Origin of the sequence: Alteromonas sp. CI.11.F.A3, assembly GCF_032925565.1 — a bacterium.
Taxonomy (GTDB): domain Bacteria; phylum Pseudomonadota; class Gammaproteobacteria; order Enterobacterales; family Alteromonadaceae; genus Alteromonas.
The window spans coordinates 3267329-3282535 of record NZ_CP136708.1 but is presented as its reverse complement, the minus strand read 5'-3'; the positions used below and the strand labels follow the sequence as shown (position 1 = coordinate 3282535).

Sequence of the window (15207 nt, the reverse complement as noted above, 5' to 3'; positions counted from 1 at the left end):
AATGAGTTTCCTATGATCGATAACACCATTCCCTTTTACGATTTATATGGAGAAGCTTTTATTCGCCAAGAGCCAAATGTGGCCCATGTGGAGGATATTGCAACAAGAAGTCGCGGTCTTGGCTGGGAAATCGCCCCGCATAGACATAACAGGTTATCGCAAATTATTGCCGTGTTTAACGGTCAATGGACTGTTGATTTAGACGATAAACATCATGAGTTGCAAGGCGATTGGTTGGTATTGATTCCAGCAGGGGTAGTGCATGGCTTTCATTTTGCGTCAAATACCCAAGGTTTTGTTTTATCTCTAAATGACTCATTATTAGCTGGGAATGGGCAGAGCGACACCAATATAAGTGAGTTATCCGCTTTGGATTGGCGGCCCCAAACGCTAAAATTTAAGAATGCTGAACAAATTTCACACTTTTGCAATTACATTAAGCTACTTAAACATGAACTAACAGCCGATGGAGTAGCGCAAAATCTTGCGGTTAATCATCTAGTACAAATGATTCTAGTTACAGTATTGCGCCAGCAACGTTTACAAGACATGACATTAAGTAACGCCAGCCGAGAGTCAGACATACTGCTAAAATTCCGCGCCTTAATCGAACAACACTATCAACACCATTTAACTGTCAAAGACTATGCCCAGCATTTGCATATTTCCGTTTCTAAACTTAATCGCCTATGTCGAACCTTATTACATGGCTCACCCAAATCCATAATCCACCAAAGGTTACTCATAGAAGCCAAACGCAGTTTGGTGTATACCAAACAGAGTGTAGAAGAAATATCAGCACAACTTGGTTTTAGCGACCCGGCTTATTTCAGTCGATATTTTAAAAAAATGGTAGGCGTTACTGCCCGAGCTTTTCGGCAGCAAGGAAATATTAAGTAATTCTAAAGTTGGCATTACTTGATAATGACCCACTCACTCGAAAGAATTAAAGTTTGTGTTGTGCAAAAAATGGTTGAATAAGCCCAATTACTCAAGATTGTATGGATGGCCATATTGGATTGATTTATGACTGCGCCGAACTCTACATCAAGCACAAGCAGGTATATTGACTACATAGAACCATTTATAAATAGAAACTAATACACTATAAGCTTGCTCTTTATTATTAGGCAAAGCTCATTCAAGTATATATTTTTTATGCTTTTTCTTTGAATCGCAGACGCAGCTTTCAAAAACTGGTGCTGTTGAGGTGTGATATCAATAAAACAACTTCCTGCATGATAAAATTTCAGCCTATAGACGTACCAAAATTAATAGCCCTTTGAATGTGCAGACTTTCACATTCAAGACATGAATAAATTTCATGATCTTAATTATCAAAGCATGGCACCAAGTAGTACAATCGCGTTTTTATTTTTATCATTCGTTAGTAGAGCCACAAAATGAAATTCTTTATCAACCTAATTCGCAACCTACTCGGGGCCATTATTGCTTTTATAGATGTCATTACCCGTGGCACTAAGCTAAAACGTTCGCCAGAAAAACAAACGAAAGTGGCTGAAGAGAGCCAAAAATTGGCTTTATACCAGTTTTTTGGTTGCCCTTTTTGCATTAAAACTCGCCGAGCAATGTACAAATATAATGTGCCTATTCAAAAGCGAAATGTGTCAGAGGGTTCGCCGTACAGAGAGGAGTTGTTACAAGGCGGCGGAAAAATTCAAACGCCATGTCTTCGAATTGAAAATAACGATGGCGTTGAGTGGCTATATGACTCTAAAGCGATTATCGGTTATTTAGAAGCGCGCTTTGTTGAAGCAAAGTAATCGCTCGCAGTAGTATCTAACTTCACTGTAACTGGTGGCCCTACTAAAAGGGCTCACCTTCTACGAAGAACAGCTATAGTGAGAAATACCGCCAGCACCAAAATATTCTTTAGGGCGTAAACGGTAATAATCGCTTTCTGTTTGTGCTGATTGTTCTTCGTAAGGCTTGGTAAGCACCTCTTGCAGTGCGTGAATGCGATTGAAAGTACCCACTTCCGCCTCTTTATATGCCGGCACCACTAACCATTCGCGCCATGTAAACTTAGGGTTGGTGAGCTTCATTCTTGTCGCGCTTTCGTTAATATCCCCCGACTTTTCAAGTTGAGTTCGCCATTGTTGAAGCCATTCATTCCACTGGGAAATCATGTCTTCTTTTAACGGAGCATAAAAGCTCGATGCAAGCGATTCAACATCATTCGGAAGGTTCGCTAATTCTCTGAAAAAGTAGTTATAGTCCACGCCCGTGCGCATCATTAAGTGTAATAGTTGCAGCAAAAGGTCATTGTTGTAAACCGCAAGCCCGAGTTTTGCGGCCCACATGTTATCCATTTTTTCTTGCATGACAGTGGCAAAGTTGCGGTTCACATCGCGCAATGCTTCTAGTTCCTTTGGTGTATCTGCTAGCAGTGGTTCGATGGCGCGACAAAACATAGCAAAGTTCTTTTCTGCCGCTACAGGTTGGTTAAGAAACGAGAAATGACGGCCGCCACCAGTCCATGGTTGGTAAGCCGGGTCGAACAACTCACAGAATCCAAATGGCCCATAATCTAATGTATATCCTCCCGCCGCGCAGTTGTCGCTATTGAAATTGCCTTGGCAGTAACCCACTCGAACCCAATGGGCGACAAGCGATGTAAGCCTGTCTTGAAACGCAGTAGCAAGAGCCACTAGCTGAGCTTCAAATGATTGCGCTGTATCGATATCATTTTTATATTCACGTTCAATCAAATGTGCGGTTAGAAGCCGAAGCTCTTCCAAAGCAGTAGGGTGTTGGTCGCTTCTTGCACGTCTTCCAAAAAGCTCTAGCTGACCTACGCGAATAAATGAAGGGGCCACACGGGTTGAGATGGCCACCAAGTTTGGCACCATAACTTCAGGGTCTTGAGAGTTCGAGCCTTCTAAATACCAAGGTCTGTCGACGGTTTCCGACTGAGACATAAATAAACTAAGAGAACGAGACGTAGGAACGCCCAATGCGTGCATGTGCTCTTGTACTAAAAACTCTCGAACACTGGAGCGTAATACTGCTCTGCCATCCGCCCCTCGACAGTATGGCGTTCTTCCCGCGCCCTTTAATTGCATTTCAAAGCGCTTTTTGTTGGTAACAATTTCCAGTACAGACAGTGCTCGACCATCTCCATATCCATTGCCCGTTGAAAATGGACATTGCTGAACATATTCGGTGCCATAAATTGACAGTGCGTAGCCAGTAGCCCACCCATAGGGCATTATTGCAGAGGGGAGGGAAGACATGTCACCCGAAAACAAGCGCATGAATTCAGGCGTATGGGCAAGGCTATTATCAAACCCTAATTCTTCAAAGAAAGTGTGACTATGCGCAACGTATGTGGGGTTTTCTATGGGGGTTGGTGTTACCGGTACATAATGCCCAGAGAATACCTGCCTCGGGTTATGCTCTTTGCCATCTTCTTGTGCTTGTGGGTCTACCACTAGGCTATTAAGAAACGAATAATCAACGTATTTTGCAAGGTCGCTAATAGTGTGAATTAGCTGTTCAGTTTTATTTTCTTGATCATCTATCATTGGCGACTCTTTAAAACGTTTGATTTAAACGGCATTGTACTACATATAAATATCGTTGCTTTAAACTGCGATGAGTATTTAACGTTGCAGCTTCATTGGCGCCGGGCATGGCTGTACGCTAAGGCTCAAATAGTCATTTTTTGAAAGATGTCGCAGGTGGTATTTTTATCGATATCGGGTTATCTTACAGGCCATAGCAAGCACATCTTGTTGGCCGGTGTATGCGCAACGTCAGCAGATGGGGTAAGGTCTCTTCGTAAAGCATTCTTAAGGCGATCCCATTGTTGGAAACCCCCAATATCAGTGATGAAAGTTCACGTATTAACCTCCCACTTGGTAATACGTTTATCAGGTTCAAACCCTTTACCATGTGGCAGGCCGGTTCAAAGCCCCGGGCAGTGTTGCTGCTGTGGTTGGCGCTATGTGTAATTATTATACCTTCTGGCATCTTAACCCGGCTCTTTGAATGGACAGGTATTGCGGTCGACCTAGGTACGACCTCTATTTACCTTACCATTTATATTCCTATGCTGTTTTGTGTGCCCTTGGTGGTGTGGTTTGGCTTTTGGTGGGCTGCCATGCCCGCTTATTTTTCCACATTTTGCGTAGCGCTTTTGGGCGGTATGCCAATAGAGTGGATTGTTGTTTTTTCATTCTCGAATCCAATTGGCTTGGCGATGTACGCCATGTTTTACCGGGCAACTCCTATAAGCAAAGACTTGAATGGTCTAGAGTCTTTGGTGGGCTTTTTCATGATTGCCTTGGTGGCGTCATTGGCCGGCTCTATCGGCGCATTTATTTGGGCTTTAACCAACAATGTAGGGCTAAATGTCGCTTACCCTGTATGGTTAGGCTGGTGGTTTGGCGGCTGGCTGCAAACCTGCCTGATAGTCGCCCCAATTCTGTACTTTTTTGGCCCCGCGGTGCGACTGCAGTTAGCCGAGGTGAAAAATAGCAGTCTTAACCTGAACAATGCCAAAGGCTCCATTATCGCAATGATAAGCGGCTTTATTACCGTAGTGTTGTGCTTTGTTGGTACTGGGCGCTATATCAGCCTGCAACAAATGGCCTCTATCGACTGGGCCGGTGGCGAAAGTATGAATTTAATGCAAGCACAAAACACCGTAGATAGTTTATCGTATCCGCTTTTCATCTTACTCGCGGTGATGCTGGCCCTATCTTATTTAGGTTACCGGGCGATGATTTTCTGGTATGACACGATTAAAGGCGTCAATCAAAAACTGTCAGAGAAGAACAGGCAACTGATTAACTTGGTAAATTTAGATCCGTTATCCGGTTTGTATAATAGGCGAAAAGTATTCGAGCAACTGGAATGTGAATACAACCGTTCGTTGCGATCACAAGGCACACTCAGCATCATTATGGTCGATGTTGATAGATTTAAGCAAGTCAATGACACCTATGGCCACTTAGTGGGAGATAAGGTTATCAAAGCGATTGCCGACGCGGTTAAAAGTGCGTTGAGGGATTATGACACCCCAGGTCGTTTTGGCGGCGAGGAGTTTATTGCTATTTTGCCCGGCACTTCATGCCAACAAGCGCTGACTATTTCCGAGCGTGTTAGAGCAGCAGTAAGTAAGCTGGAGATTGCCTTGGATAAATCATCACAGGTGTTCCAGGTTACCGTTAGTTTAGGCGTAGCTACCTTAGCGTCGACCGACAACAAACCGGAATCTATTATCGATAGAGCCGATAAAGCCCTACTGCAAGCTAAAGAGAATGGCCGAAACCAAGTGGTGTTCGGTGGCGAACAGGCTAATTCAGCCTTATAAACACAATTTTAAACCTTCATTTTTTTCAGTTCAGGTACGGAATTTTCATATGAAATATAACGATGTTCATGCACTAAAAGCGCACCTTAATGACTCTCCCGAAACCGTTGAATTTGGTGATGTTATTGCCCTTATCGATAGTGCATTTACTTTCACGCCCACGGCATTTACCAATGGCGAAGTAACCAATGAGGCAAACCAAAACAATGGTTCTTGCAAGTTGCTCGCGCTAGGGCAGCACCTTCAACTTAGCCAAGCACAAACCTTGGCGCTGTTTGGTGCTTTTTATCGTGTCGACGTTTTAAAAAATCCAGAGGGTGATGACCACGCGAACATTCGCAATTTTATGCAGTCAGGCCACGAAGGTGTTAGCTTTGAAAAATTTCCATTAACCATCAACAGCTAACCCTTCCTCGGCGTTGTGAGCTAAAAACGCTTCGGTAATAGGTGTAATTAAAATATGGCGAAATAGTAGGGCAGTTTACCAGAGCGCCTATTATCTTGCTTCAGAAGGCCTTAACGTTAATACTTCCACGCCAGTATCTGTTACCAAGACCGTGTGTTCCCATTGAGCCGATAGCTTCTTATCTCTTGTCACAACGGTCCAGCCGTCTTTCTTAAGCTTTGTTTTATAGGTTCCTTGATTAATCATGGGCTCTATTGTGAATGTCATGCCTGCTTCCAATTTCAGCCCAGTTCCCGCGCTACCAACGTGGAGAATCTGAGGCTCTTCATGCATTTCTTTCCCAATACCGTGGCCACAATAATCGCGAACAACACTGTAACCATGTTTCTGCGCATGCTGTTGAATAGCAAAGCCAATATCACCAATTGTCGAGCCGTGCTTAACGGTGTTTATGCCTTTCCACATAGCTTCATACGTTACATCAACTAATTTACTCGCTATAGGTGACACAGTGCCAATAGCGTACATTTTGCTGCTATCGGCAATATAGCCATTTTTTTCAAGGGTAATATCTATGTTGACGATATCGCCATTTTTGAGCTTTTTGGCTGCAGAGGGAACACCGTGACAAACCACGTCATTCACAGAGCTATTAAGTACAAATTGATAACCGTACTGCCCTTTGCTAGCGGGCCTGGCATCGAGACATTCAACAATATAACGTTCCACAAAGTTATCAATATCAAGGGTAGTAATGCCAAGGGCAACAAAATTATCTAGCTCGCTGAAGACCTTCGCCAATAATTTGCCAGATTCTCGCATGAGCGCAATTTCACTTGGAGACTTTACGAGGCTATTCACTGACCAACCTTACTGAAGACACATTTTGAGAACGCATCTCCAATTCAATGATCTGGTCGTACGTTAACTTTGGATTTTGCTCTGCTAACCTACCGACTTTCATCCAAAATTCTGCCTGTGAGTTTATAGAACGTTCCATAACAGCACTGGTTTTACGTACATCGTCGTGCAGTGCATCAGATATTTTAACAATTCCCATCGCTATTCCAAATAGTATATGTATTGCTACATAATGTACTGTAATGTATGTTTTGTCTATTGGGTGAGCTGTTGTCATTGGAAGAGACTAGATATAACGAAAATAAGTGCCCCTAAAGGCACTTATTTTATAAGAGACGGTGGTATTTACTGACTGTCTAAATAGGTATCAACCGCTTCTGAACGTTCTTGTGCATGTTCGTTTAACTGTTGCACTGCATTGTAAAAGTCGCTCGCACTTTCTAAATAAGAATAACCTGACAACTCGGTTGTTGCATAAGGCTCAATGAGTGCTGAATACGAGTCGTAAGTTGCTTGAATGGTGTTGGTTTCAAACGCGTCGCCAATGACTTCTAATAAGTAGTCGTTGTAACGAGCCTTGTATACGTCATCGGCATGTAGTTTTGAAATTAACGGCCAACTGCTTGAACTAAGGTTTGAGAAATCTAGGTTCAACGCACCACCTTGTTTTCCATCTTGGAACGCTTCATTGTTATCCCAAGGGATCCACGTTAGTTTTGATGTATCAGGATCGTTATACAAATAATAGTTATGCGTCATTCTGCCGTAGGTGTCCCAATTTTGAATGATGCCATTCACTGCTAAATACTTTAAAAAGCCATCTACATCGAACACTGCCTCTAGATTTTCTCTCCATGTGGCAGGTGCTGTTGTTGCGGTATCATCATGTAATGCGTCAAACAATGCGATGATATCAGACCAATCTTCATCATCTTCATTTGTCTTCTTCTCAAAGCTTTCTTCGTTAAATGAACCCTCTACGAAATCCGCACCACTGTCTTCTGGTTTGTATAAGTTTCCATCATCGCTAGAAAACTGTGTGTCGATAACCGTATCGTCAATTTCCTCTACCAAGGTGTAAAGACCGAAATATTCGGGTCCATTACCGTGGTCGACATACAAGGTATAAAAGGCAGTATGAGAAACGGCTAAGCCTGCATCTCTAAATACATCTGCAGCCACTTTTTCGCGTAGAAGTGATTCGTCATCATAGTTATTTTTTAAGCTAAGTTTCTTAAAGCCATAAAAACGTTGATTATCTATTTGAGGGTAGTCGTCTTCAAATTCATCAAAATCTAGTTTGAAAGAAAGTTTTAAAATACCTGCTTGCCAACTTGATTGTAACGACGAATTTCCCTTGAATCGAATGCCAACTCGATACCATTGAGTACCTTCGTAATAAATGTCAGCTGGCACAAATATCGGGTTTTCATCGGTATCAGTTAACCCCGCGCTGTTAGTGCTTTGCCCGAATTCACCATAGGTGTCGGTCATATCGTCTAACATACTTTGCCAACGCGCTTCGGTGACAACAAAATCTAATCGCTTTACCGCGCTGTCATCAAACACTTCTTCAAAGTTCGGGTCTACATTTTTACTGTGAGTTTCATCAGTCCAGTCCGTTGCTTCAAAGTCGGTGTCTGTAATTTCTGTGGTATCTGAGCTGCTGTCCTCAGCAGTGTCCTCAGCAACAATGTCAGCAATGTCTTCAGCAACGGTCTCATCTTCAACCGTACTACTACTACTGCTGCCACATGCGGTTAAAAATAGCAGTGCAGTGAACATAACAGCAATAAAATCAAACCGTTGAATTTTGCAGAACGCTGGGTCTAAAGTTAATTTAAGTCGATTTCGCATAAGCACTCCATTGAGCTCTTTCAATCGCCTTATAGCGTGAAAGGTAATAGTTCAGTATGGAAGGAAGCTACTGCAAAAAGGTGGAGAAAGGGTGCAGTATTATTGGAGACTTTGAGGAATTATCGTTTTGTAAAGAATTCATTTTAGGTTAACTCACCGTCATGAGACAATTTTACGATTGCTGCGACACTTTTTGTCGCAGCAAGTATTTACGATAATGAAAACGTTAATTACAGGCAGAAAACCGTGAGTGCATTCCAGCGAAAATTAGACATTCTACAATTTATACCCCGCGCACCTCGTAAGGTGTCTAGCCGACAGATTCTGGACAACCTGCAAAACAGTGGTCATGCGAATATAGATATGCGCACGGTGCAGCGAGATTTAAAAAGTCTTGAGCAGATAGGCTTATTCGGGCTAGAAGTCGATAAACGTTCGAAGCCCTTTGGCTGGAATATTAATGCGTGTTTCAAGAAATTGAACTTAAGCTTGATGGACGGTAACACCGCCCTTGCGTTCAATGTATTGGAGCAATCTAGTGAAACCCTTCCGAATACAACACTGAAAGAGCTACAGCCTTACTTCAATAAGGCTGAGCAAATATTAGCCCATGATAACGACTCGCTTTTGCAGCATTGGTCAAAGTCGGTGAGTAACGTGCAAGTGTCACAACCTTTAGTGCCACCAGATATCGACCCGGTTACGTTAGCGCGTTTAAAAACCGCTTTGTTTTATAAAAAGCAGGTAAATGCCGATATAAAACGTCTTTTTAAACGTGCAAAGCAAGCGGTGTGGAAGCACTATGACAAGGTTAACCCTATGGGGTTAATTCAGCAAAATGGTCGTTTGATTTTCATTTGTACGTTTGGATCTTTGCATACTAGGCGCTATTCCCTACCTATAAACTTTATTCGAAATGTCGAAGTAACAGACAATGATTGCCAGCAAAGCAATGACTTCCAGAAAAACTCATCTGCTGAACTAGTATCAACGCCTGAAAAGGTGAAATTGAAGCTGCTTATCAACGACAGTGCTTTTTTCTTATTACACGGCTACAAGCTGGCTGAAGATCAGGCTATTTTTAGCTCAACGATTGCTGGAAAATCGATGTTGATGGCAACGGTGACCGATGATAGTAAACTTCGCGCGTTTTTAAGAGGACTAGGGAGTAATATTGAAGTTGTAGCCCCCTTAACACTTCGAAAATATTTTGCTGACTTATCTGAAAGCCTTTACCAGACCTACTGTAATTAGTGCGAAAACATACTCTCTTGTTCTGACTCTTACAGTAAGTCGTCGTTAATTTTTAGTCCTTCCCTTTAGTATTCCCCATTTAGCTTTTATCCTTTCACTTTTCCCTTCTAACCTTTACCTTTAAGCCTAACGAAGGTCGGAGTATCTAGATATTCTCCCTTGCCATTATAGGGTTGAGATAGTCTTGGCCGTTTCATCTCTACTATCTTCTCAGAGGTAGGTTCGCGTTGTTCATCGGGTGGAATGCCTGTCGCAATAACAAATACCTCAGCACAGTGGGGGAGTGCTTCATTGATAGTAACGCCACTAATAATTAATGCTTGAGAGCTTTCTATCAAGGTTTGTAGTTCAGCCAGCATACTTTCATACATTGAAATACTGGGCTCTTGTTGACAAGTTAGCTGTACTATCACGCCTTGCGTGCCCCTAATGTGGTTGGTTTGCACCAATGGATTTTTTAAAGCATGACTTAATGCATCACAAAGCGTTTCATCACTTTGAGCCACGCCAACGCCAAGGGCGGTATCACCTTCAAGTGATAGAATGTGGCTAAAATCGTTGATATCTACATTGATGTAACCCGTGCTGGTTAGCATGGTAATGATGGATTCAACAATTCGCTGCATTTGTGTGTCGCAGTGCCGAAAGGCGCTAATAATACCTACGGTTGCATCGAGCGCAGTGATTAGTGCGTCGTTTGACAGCACCAATGTTGCGTTGGCTTTACGCTTAATCTCTTCAAGAGCGTGATACGCTATCTCTTTGCGTTTATCCCCTTCAGATTTGAAGGGTAGGGTAACAAAGCAAAGGGCATCTATTCCCATTTCTGTTGCCAAATCTAACAACACGGAAGTAGCACCGCTGCCGGTACCTCCACCAAGCCCTGCTATAACAATAATGAGGGTATCGTCGGCAATCAGGGTTTTTAACAGTTCTATACTATGTTCAGCGGCATGTTTCGCTACTTCAGGGTTAGCGCCTGCACCGAAACCTTTGGTAGTGTGCTCGCCAATCAACACTACTTCATGCTTTTGTGAGTGCTCTCGTGAATGCTCATGTAAATGTTCATGTAAATGCGCACGCGAAAAACCCTGACACTGGTTTAACGCTGAAATATCTGTATTAATCGAGCTAAACCTAATGTTGCTGTGTCCCGAATCGGAAGACATATTGCTAATAGCGTTACCACCACAGCCACCCACGCCTATTACGTGAATATTTATTTTTGTTGCGTCTTTTTCCAAAATGACCATCACCTAAACTAACCGAAGTAGAGTATTAAGGATGATGTAGTGATGCGGTAAAAACTGACGCACCCAGTCTTTACCTTAGCAAAATAGCATGGTTGTTGTGGCAAAGCGCAGGATCATAGAACCTAAAACGCACTATCTAAAAAGGCACTTTGGTTATCACTTTGCCATCTACCGCACGAAACATTTCTTTATGTTCTTTCCAGTAGCCGCTCACGGTAATCCTAACCGTAATAGGGCCTTGTTCAATATTCATAAAGTAGAAGCCATGGTAGCCAGCAAAAGGTGTTGTGAAAGCGCCATTTTGGCTAGTACCTTCACCTCTGGCGTAGGCCATTTCAAACCCTTCAGGGTAGTTGGTAGCGTCTTGGCTTGAGGGGTGGCCATGAAAATCATAATACACGCCTTCGCCACTAGGATTAAGTACTTCCCAGCTATAAACGAATGTACTGTCAGCGGGCATAATGAATTTATGTTCTATTTCGCCGTAGTCTTCAATTTCAATATCAAAGGTTTCTGATTTAAACGGCGTATCTTCAAGATGAATAAGCCCTTGTATCGACTCGTTTATACGCTCGGCGGTGGGATCATATTCGCCAATGTTAAATGACAACGTTAAGTCTTGTACATCAAAACGGTTAGCGTTTTTATCTTGTGAAAGCTCAGCTTCTAAAGCATCACTTTTAGCGATGTTCACAAGGCCAAGTTTACTGCCTAAACCTGTAGGGTCGATGCTATACTCTGCGGGCAAAATAGCCACCACTAAAATAGCGCCAGCTGCGACGGTGGTGAGTATTATTTTGTTCAACAATGTCATTATTTATTTTTCCTTCACTGCGGTTTCTATTGCCGCAGTATTAATGCTTTCTTTAGACTCTATCTGTAATCTTTCTTATGTATTTTTCATGGCATCTTTTATGCCATTGGCATTACCCAAATGCATTACCCTAGGCATAACTCATGCGTGTCTCATACATGTCAGCGCAACAAATAGCCGGTAATGTGCATGCCGAAAAACATAAGCCCTGCACCAAATAGTCCTATATTCACAGTGTTTGAAATAGCTGGGTAGTGGGGCTGTTTACGTAACCAGGATAAGCTACTAAGCAGAATTACAAGGGCCAACAATTGGCCAATTTCGACACCCAAGTTAAATGCCAGCATGTTAGGTATAAGTCCGTTCGCTGACAATGCTAAGTCTTGTAGTTTACTTGAAAGCCCAAAACCATGAGCTAACCCAAAACCAAACACGGCTATCTTAGGGTTTAAAAAGTGAAATTTACTAAGGTTTTCCAGTGCTTTATAACAAATAGATATGCCAATAATGGCATCAATAAGATAGGGGTTTACCTGAAGACCAGACAGCACACCTACCAACAGTGTAATGGAGTGTCCTAAAGCAAAAAGGCTTACAAATATGGCTATATCGCGAAATTTCGATAAGAAGAAAATGACCCCCACAAGATAAAGCAGGTGGTCGTATCCAGTTACCATATGTTTGGCGCCCAAATACATAAAGGGCCAAATGTGAACACCGAAGGCATTGGCTATAAAGCCTTGATCTTGCTGTGCTACACCATGGGCAAATGCCACCGGTGACACTAACAGACAAGCTAAGAGGCCAGCTAAAAGCAAGGCTGGTAGTAAGGTTGAAGAAAAGGCTGACAGAGCCGGTGCACACTTCAACCTAGCCAATTAGGGCGTTTCCACATAAGGAATAAAGCGGCCTAAAATAATAACGCTGGTCCACAAGAACAGTGATAACCAGGCTACCACATAGGCATTTTTACCTAGTTGCGCTGGGGTGTTCAACGCGCTAGCAGACATGGGCATACTGGCCATTTGCGGTTTAATACATTTTATAAAGTACAAGGTGTTAACGCCCGCCAATAAAATGCAGGCCATTTTGGCCCCAAATGCAATATTCACAAGGTATCTGTCAGAGTCACCGATAACAAAAAGCAAGCCCGAAACCACATTGATAGCGAAACCGATTAACGCCCAACGTAAAAATATGTCTACCTGCTTGATGGGCACAGCCTTGGCAAAGCCCACCATTCGCAAATCAACAACAAGCAGTGAACCAAAAAGTAAACACAAACCTAAAAAGTGTGCCATTTCTAAAACTGGGAACACGACGGCATTGTCCATAACAAAACCGCTGATAGGGCTAGCATTAAGGGTGTCGATAACCCACGAAAGTAATAAATTCATAGGTAACCTCCTTAAGACATGTAGCCGATTAACCGGCCAGCAATAATTGCGGCCACCCAACTGACCATGGCAATAGCAGCAAGCTTTTTGTGCTTAGTCGACACCTTGTCAGTTTGTTTTATACAAATGGTGACTAACCGCCATGTAAGTACAAGGCCAGCAATAACCAATAGAATTTTAATGCGAAATGCCCAGTTGAAATAAAGCTCTGAAGCGTTTCCACAAAATAGCGCCACACCTGAAACTAAATTAATGCCAAACCCAGTTAAAGCAACATTCCAGTAGCTTGCCATTGCGGTAACCGGAATGGCTGAAGCGAAGCCTAGCACGCGAAGGGTCAACATAAGCGCAATGCCGACCATGGTAGCCATGCCTATTGCGTGTAAGGACAGCACAATAGGGTAGCCCCACTGTGTACTCGATATGGTTTGACCTACCTTTGAATCTTCAAGCTTGTAAAGGGTGCTCATTACAGATTGACCGTTTACGTTGCCGCTTTTTGAAACGTCTCTTTTTGAAACATCATTACCTGTAGCTTTGTTGTCAGGTGCTGTGGCGCTGGGATCAAGATTGCCTGAGCCTCGTTCGGCAGTAAGGTCGTCACAGTCATAAGGCTGATAGCTGTCTTGTGTAAAGGTCACTTCATCTGAACCTGTCATGGGGGCTTTGAGATAAAGCGGATCGGTAATGGTATATTCGCGTTTTAATACCGTGCCGTCTTCGTTTAGAGAGAAACGTTCTACAATCACGAGCTCACTGCTATTTTTAGCCGGTGAGGGTGGCCCGCCATTGCCTCTTGGGCCTCCTGGTGGGCCACTTTTTCCATCAGGCGCGCCTTCAGGACGAGGAGGGCGGGCGTTGCCGCCCATGGGAGCCATCAACCATCCTTCGTCAAACCCTGTAGTGGTTACCACTAATGTATTTCCTTCCCATACACCGGTTGAAAACCCTGCGCGATTAGCCTCGTAATTTGCGGGCATTGCGGTGCCATCTAGGTAAATAGTGCGCTCAAGGCTCATAAAGCCGTAAGTTAAGTTTATTTGGTTGCTTGATTGCTCAATCTTATTAACCATAAGATCAAACCACCAATCCATGATGATATTCGTGGGTTCACATTGGTATCTTGGGTTTTCATCTTGCGTTGCCCCTTCAACCGCCAAAGCACCGGCTGCGGTTAACTGTGCGAAAGAGCCGCCACCGCCCGGTCTACTGCCTACTTTTCGCACCATTGCCCAGTTTCCTTCAATGTTAGGCGTACCGTCGGTGCGAGTAATAGAGCGTTGTTCAACAATTTCACTTTGAGTTTGTGATGAAGCGTTACCGTCATCACTGGCCACCAAACTGCCATCATCGTTAAACACACTATTGCGGGTGGCTGTTATCCCATTTTCGAAAGTAATTTGTTGCATGTAACAGGTAGTTGGGTCGTTCCTATCTGGAGAGCCTAATAGGGTAATAGCACTGCCTGTTTTGAATTGTTCGGTGTTCCAACCTCTACGTTTAAGTAACGAGCCTGATTGCAGTTCACAACGCATATTAGTCACGCTGCCATCGTCGTTCGTAGCATCGAAATACACATAGGCATGCGGGTTTACTAACCGTACCCGAGTAATCTCGCCAGACAACTCAATCGTTTTATTGGTTTCAAATTGCCCACTACTTCCATGATGGGCAAAGGCCACATTCGGTATAATAAGCGCTACAAGTACACATAGGCATCGTAGATTCCACATTGATGTTGATCCTTCCCACTTAAAAAAATTCGTCATGCGAGCAGTTCTTCGCTGACTGAATATCGATGAAAAAAGCAGTCATGCTAGTAATGTAAAGATCATAAAGTAAACTCTCAACGCTCGCCATTGAGGAAATGTAAAGACTGGTTAAATACTTCCATAAGTAATGCCTTAAAGTGGTTTCTGATGTCAGTCAGGGTAAAGTTCAAGTGGTTTATCAGCCACTGTGGTTGACTATTATCTTCATTTTCAGAATTCTGTTTATACCTGTATCCCATTTATCTATCGCCC

General features: G+C 43.1%; 15 protein-coding genes. 5 read left to right on the top strand and 10 right to left on the bottom strand.

Features of this window, described 5'->3' with window-relative positions; translation table 11 throughout:
* The first annotated feature begins 12 nt into the window (after window positions 1-12).
* Window positions 13-900 carry a helix-turn-helix domain-containing protein gene (locus tag R1T43_RS14205; protein WP_317349991.1) on the top strand — a complete coding sequence of 296 codons (888 nt, stop codon included), beginning with the start codon at window positions 13-15 and terminating at the stop codon, window positions 898-900.
* A gap of 197 nt (window positions 901-1097) precedes the next feature.
* On the opposite strand, the gene R1T43_RS14200 is transcribed toward R1T43_RS14205, so the two are convergent.
* Window positions 1098-1193 (bottom strand): hypothetical protein, encoded by a 96-nt coding sequence (locus R1T43_RS14200; RefSeq protein ID WP_317349988.1) that lies wholly within the window; start codon window positions 1191-1193, stop codon window positions 1098-1100.
* Window positions 1194-1403: 210 nt separating this feature from the next.
* On the opposite strand from R1T43_RS14200, the gene R1T43_RS14195 reads away from it, so the two are divergent.
* Window positions 1404-1784 carry a glutaredoxin domain-containing protein gene (locus R1T43_RS14195; RefSeq protein WP_317349985.1) on the top strand — a complete coding sequence of 127 codons (381 nt, stop codon included), beginning with the start codon at window positions 1404-1406 and terminating at the stop codon, window positions 1782-1784.
* Between the two features lie 60 nt (window positions 1785-1844).
* On the opposite strand, the gene R1T43_RS14190 is transcribed toward R1T43_RS14195, so the two are convergent.
* Complete coding sequence (locus R1T43_RS14190; RefSeq protein ID WP_317349983.1) at window positions 1845-3548, bottom strand: protein adenylyltransferase SelO family protein; 1704 nt, start codon at window positions 3546-3548, stop codon at window positions 1845-1847.
* A gap of 281 nt (window positions 3549-3829) precedes the next feature.
* Here R1T43_RS14190 and R1T43_RS14185 point away from each other — a divergent pair, with 281 nt between their 5' ends.
* Together R1T43_RS14185 and R1T43_RS14180 are read left to right on the top strand one after the other, a co-directional pair.
* Window positions 3830-5341 carry a GGDEF domain-containing protein gene (locus R1T43_RS14185; RefSeq protein ID WP_317349982.1) on the top strand — a complete coding sequence of 504 codons (1512 nt, stop codon included), beginning with the start codon at window positions 3830-3832 and terminating at the stop codon, window positions 5339-5341.
* A 49-nt stretch (window positions 5342-5390) separates the two neighbouring features.
* The gene (locus R1T43_RS14180; protein WP_317349981.1) at window positions 5391-5747 is read left to right on the top strand and encodes a HopJ type III effector protein; all 357 of its coding nucleotides are present in this window, start codon (window positions 5391-5393) and stop codon (window positions 5745-5747) included.
* A 90-nt stretch (window positions 5748-5837) separates the two neighbouring features.
* Here the strand turns inward: R1T43_RS14180 and map are convergent, their stop codons facing one another.
* The 3 genes from map to R1T43_RS14165 form a co-directional block, all read right to left on the bottom strand.
* A complete protein-coding gene (map, locus tag R1T43_RS14175) occupies window positions 5838-6569 on the bottom strand; it encodes a type I methionyl aminopeptidase (protein WP_410549022.1) in 732 nt (243 codons plus the stop codon).
* 31 nt (window positions 6570-6600) lie between these two features.
* Window positions 6601-6807, bottom strand: a complete 207-nt coding sequence (locus tag R1T43_RS14170) for a ParD-like family protein (protein WP_317349976.1) — start codon at window positions 6805-6807, stop codon at window positions 6601-6603.
* 146 nt (window positions 6808-6953) lie between these two features.
* Complete coding sequence (locus R1T43_RS14165; protein ID WP_317349974.1) at window positions 6954-8465, bottom strand: CotH kinase family protein; 1512 nt, start codon at window positions 8463-8465, stop codon at window positions 6954-6956.
* 246 nt (window positions 8466-8711) lie between these two features.
* On the opposite strand from R1T43_RS14165, the gene R1T43_RS14160 reads away from it, so the two are divergent.
* On the top strand, window positions 8712-9719 hold the full coding sequence (locus R1T43_RS14160; RefSeq protein WP_317349971.1) for a helix-turn-helix transcriptional regulator: 1008 nt from the start codon (window positions 8712-8714) through the stop codon (window positions 9717-9719).
* A 107-nt stretch (window positions 9720-9826) separates the two neighbouring features.
* Here R1T43_RS14160 and R1T43_RS14155 read toward each other — a convergent pair whose 3' ends face one another.
* The 5 genes from R1T43_RS14155 to R1T43_RS14135 all read right to left on the bottom strand — a co-directional run bounded on the left by R1T43_RS14155 (window position 9827) and on the right by R1T43_RS14135 (window position 14952).
* Entirely contained in the window at window positions 9827-10972 is a 1146-nt protein-coding gene (locus R1T43_RS14155) for a cell division protein FtsZ (protein WP_317355845.1), read from the bottom strand.
* Between the two features lie 136 nt (window positions 10973-11108).
* On the bottom strand, window positions 11109-11786 hold the full coding sequence (locus R1T43_RS14150) for a hypothetical protein (RefSeq protein ID WP_317349970.1): 678 nt from the start codon (window positions 11784-11786) through the stop codon (window positions 11109-11111).
* A gap of 161 nt (window positions 11787-11947) precedes the next feature.
* Window positions 11948-12655: a HupE/UreJ family protein gene (locus R1T43_RS14145; protein ID WP_410549021.1), complete on the bottom strand. Its 708-nt coding sequence runs from the start codon at window positions 12653-12655 to the stop codon at window positions 11948-11950.
* A gap of 9 nt (window positions 12656-12664) precedes the next feature.
* The gene (locus tag R1T43_RS14140; RefSeq protein ID WP_317349966.1) at window positions 12665-13183 is read right to left on the bottom strand and encodes a hypothetical protein; all 519 of its coding nucleotides are present in this window, start codon (window positions 13181-13183) and stop codon (window positions 12665-12667) included.
* A gap of 11 nt (window positions 13184-13194) precedes the next feature.
* Complete coding sequence (locus tag R1T43_RS14135) at window positions 13195-14952, bottom strand: DUF6152 family protein (RefSeq protein ID WP_317349964.1); 1758 nt, start codon at window positions 14950-14952, stop codon at window positions 13195-13197.
* Between the last annotated feature and the right edge of the window lie 255 nt (window positions 14953-15207).

Coding starts and splice junctions, on each gene's coding strand:
- R1T43_RS14205 (WP_317349991.1), top strand. CDS start 13: ATGATCGATAACACCATTCCCTTTTACGATTTATATGGAGAAGCTTTT.
- R1T43_RS14195 (WP_317349985.1), top strand. CDS start 1,404: ATGAAATTCTTTATCAACCTAATTCGCAACCTACTCGGGGCCATTATT.
- R1T43_RS14190 (WP_317349983.1), bottom strand. CDS start 3,548: ATGATAGATGATCAAGAAAATAAAACTGAACAGCTAATTCACACTATT.
- R1T43_RS14180 (WP_317349981.1), top strand. CDS start 5,391: ATGAAATATAACGATGTTCATGCACTAAAAGCGCACCTTAATGACTCT.
- map (WP_410549022.1), bottom strand. CDS start 6,569: ATGCGAGAATCTGGCAAATTATTGGCGAAGGTCTTCAGCGAGCTAGAT.
- R1T43_RS14170 (WP_317349976.1), bottom strand. CDS start 6,807: ATGGGAATTGTTAAAATATCTGATGCACTGCACGACGATGTACGTAAA.
- R1T43_RS14165 (WP_317349974.1), bottom strand. CDS start 8,465: ATGCGAAATCGACTTAAATTAACTTTAGACCCAGCGTTCTGCAAAATT.
- R1T43_RS14155 (WP_317355845.1), bottom strand. CDS start 10,972: ATGGTCATTTTGGAAAAAGACGCAACAAAAATAAATATTCACGTAATA.
- R1T43_RS14150 (WP_317349970.1), bottom strand. CDS start 11,786: ATGACATTGTTGAACAAAATAATACTCACCACCGTCGCAGCTGGCGCT.
- R1T43_RS14140 (WP_317349966.1), bottom strand. CDS start 13,183: ATGAATTTATTACTTTCGTGGGTTATCGACACCCTTAATGCTAGCCCT.
- R1T43_RS14135 (WP_317349964.1), bottom strand. CDS start 14,952: ATGACGAATTTTTTTAAGTGGGAAGGATCAACATCAATGTGGAATCTA.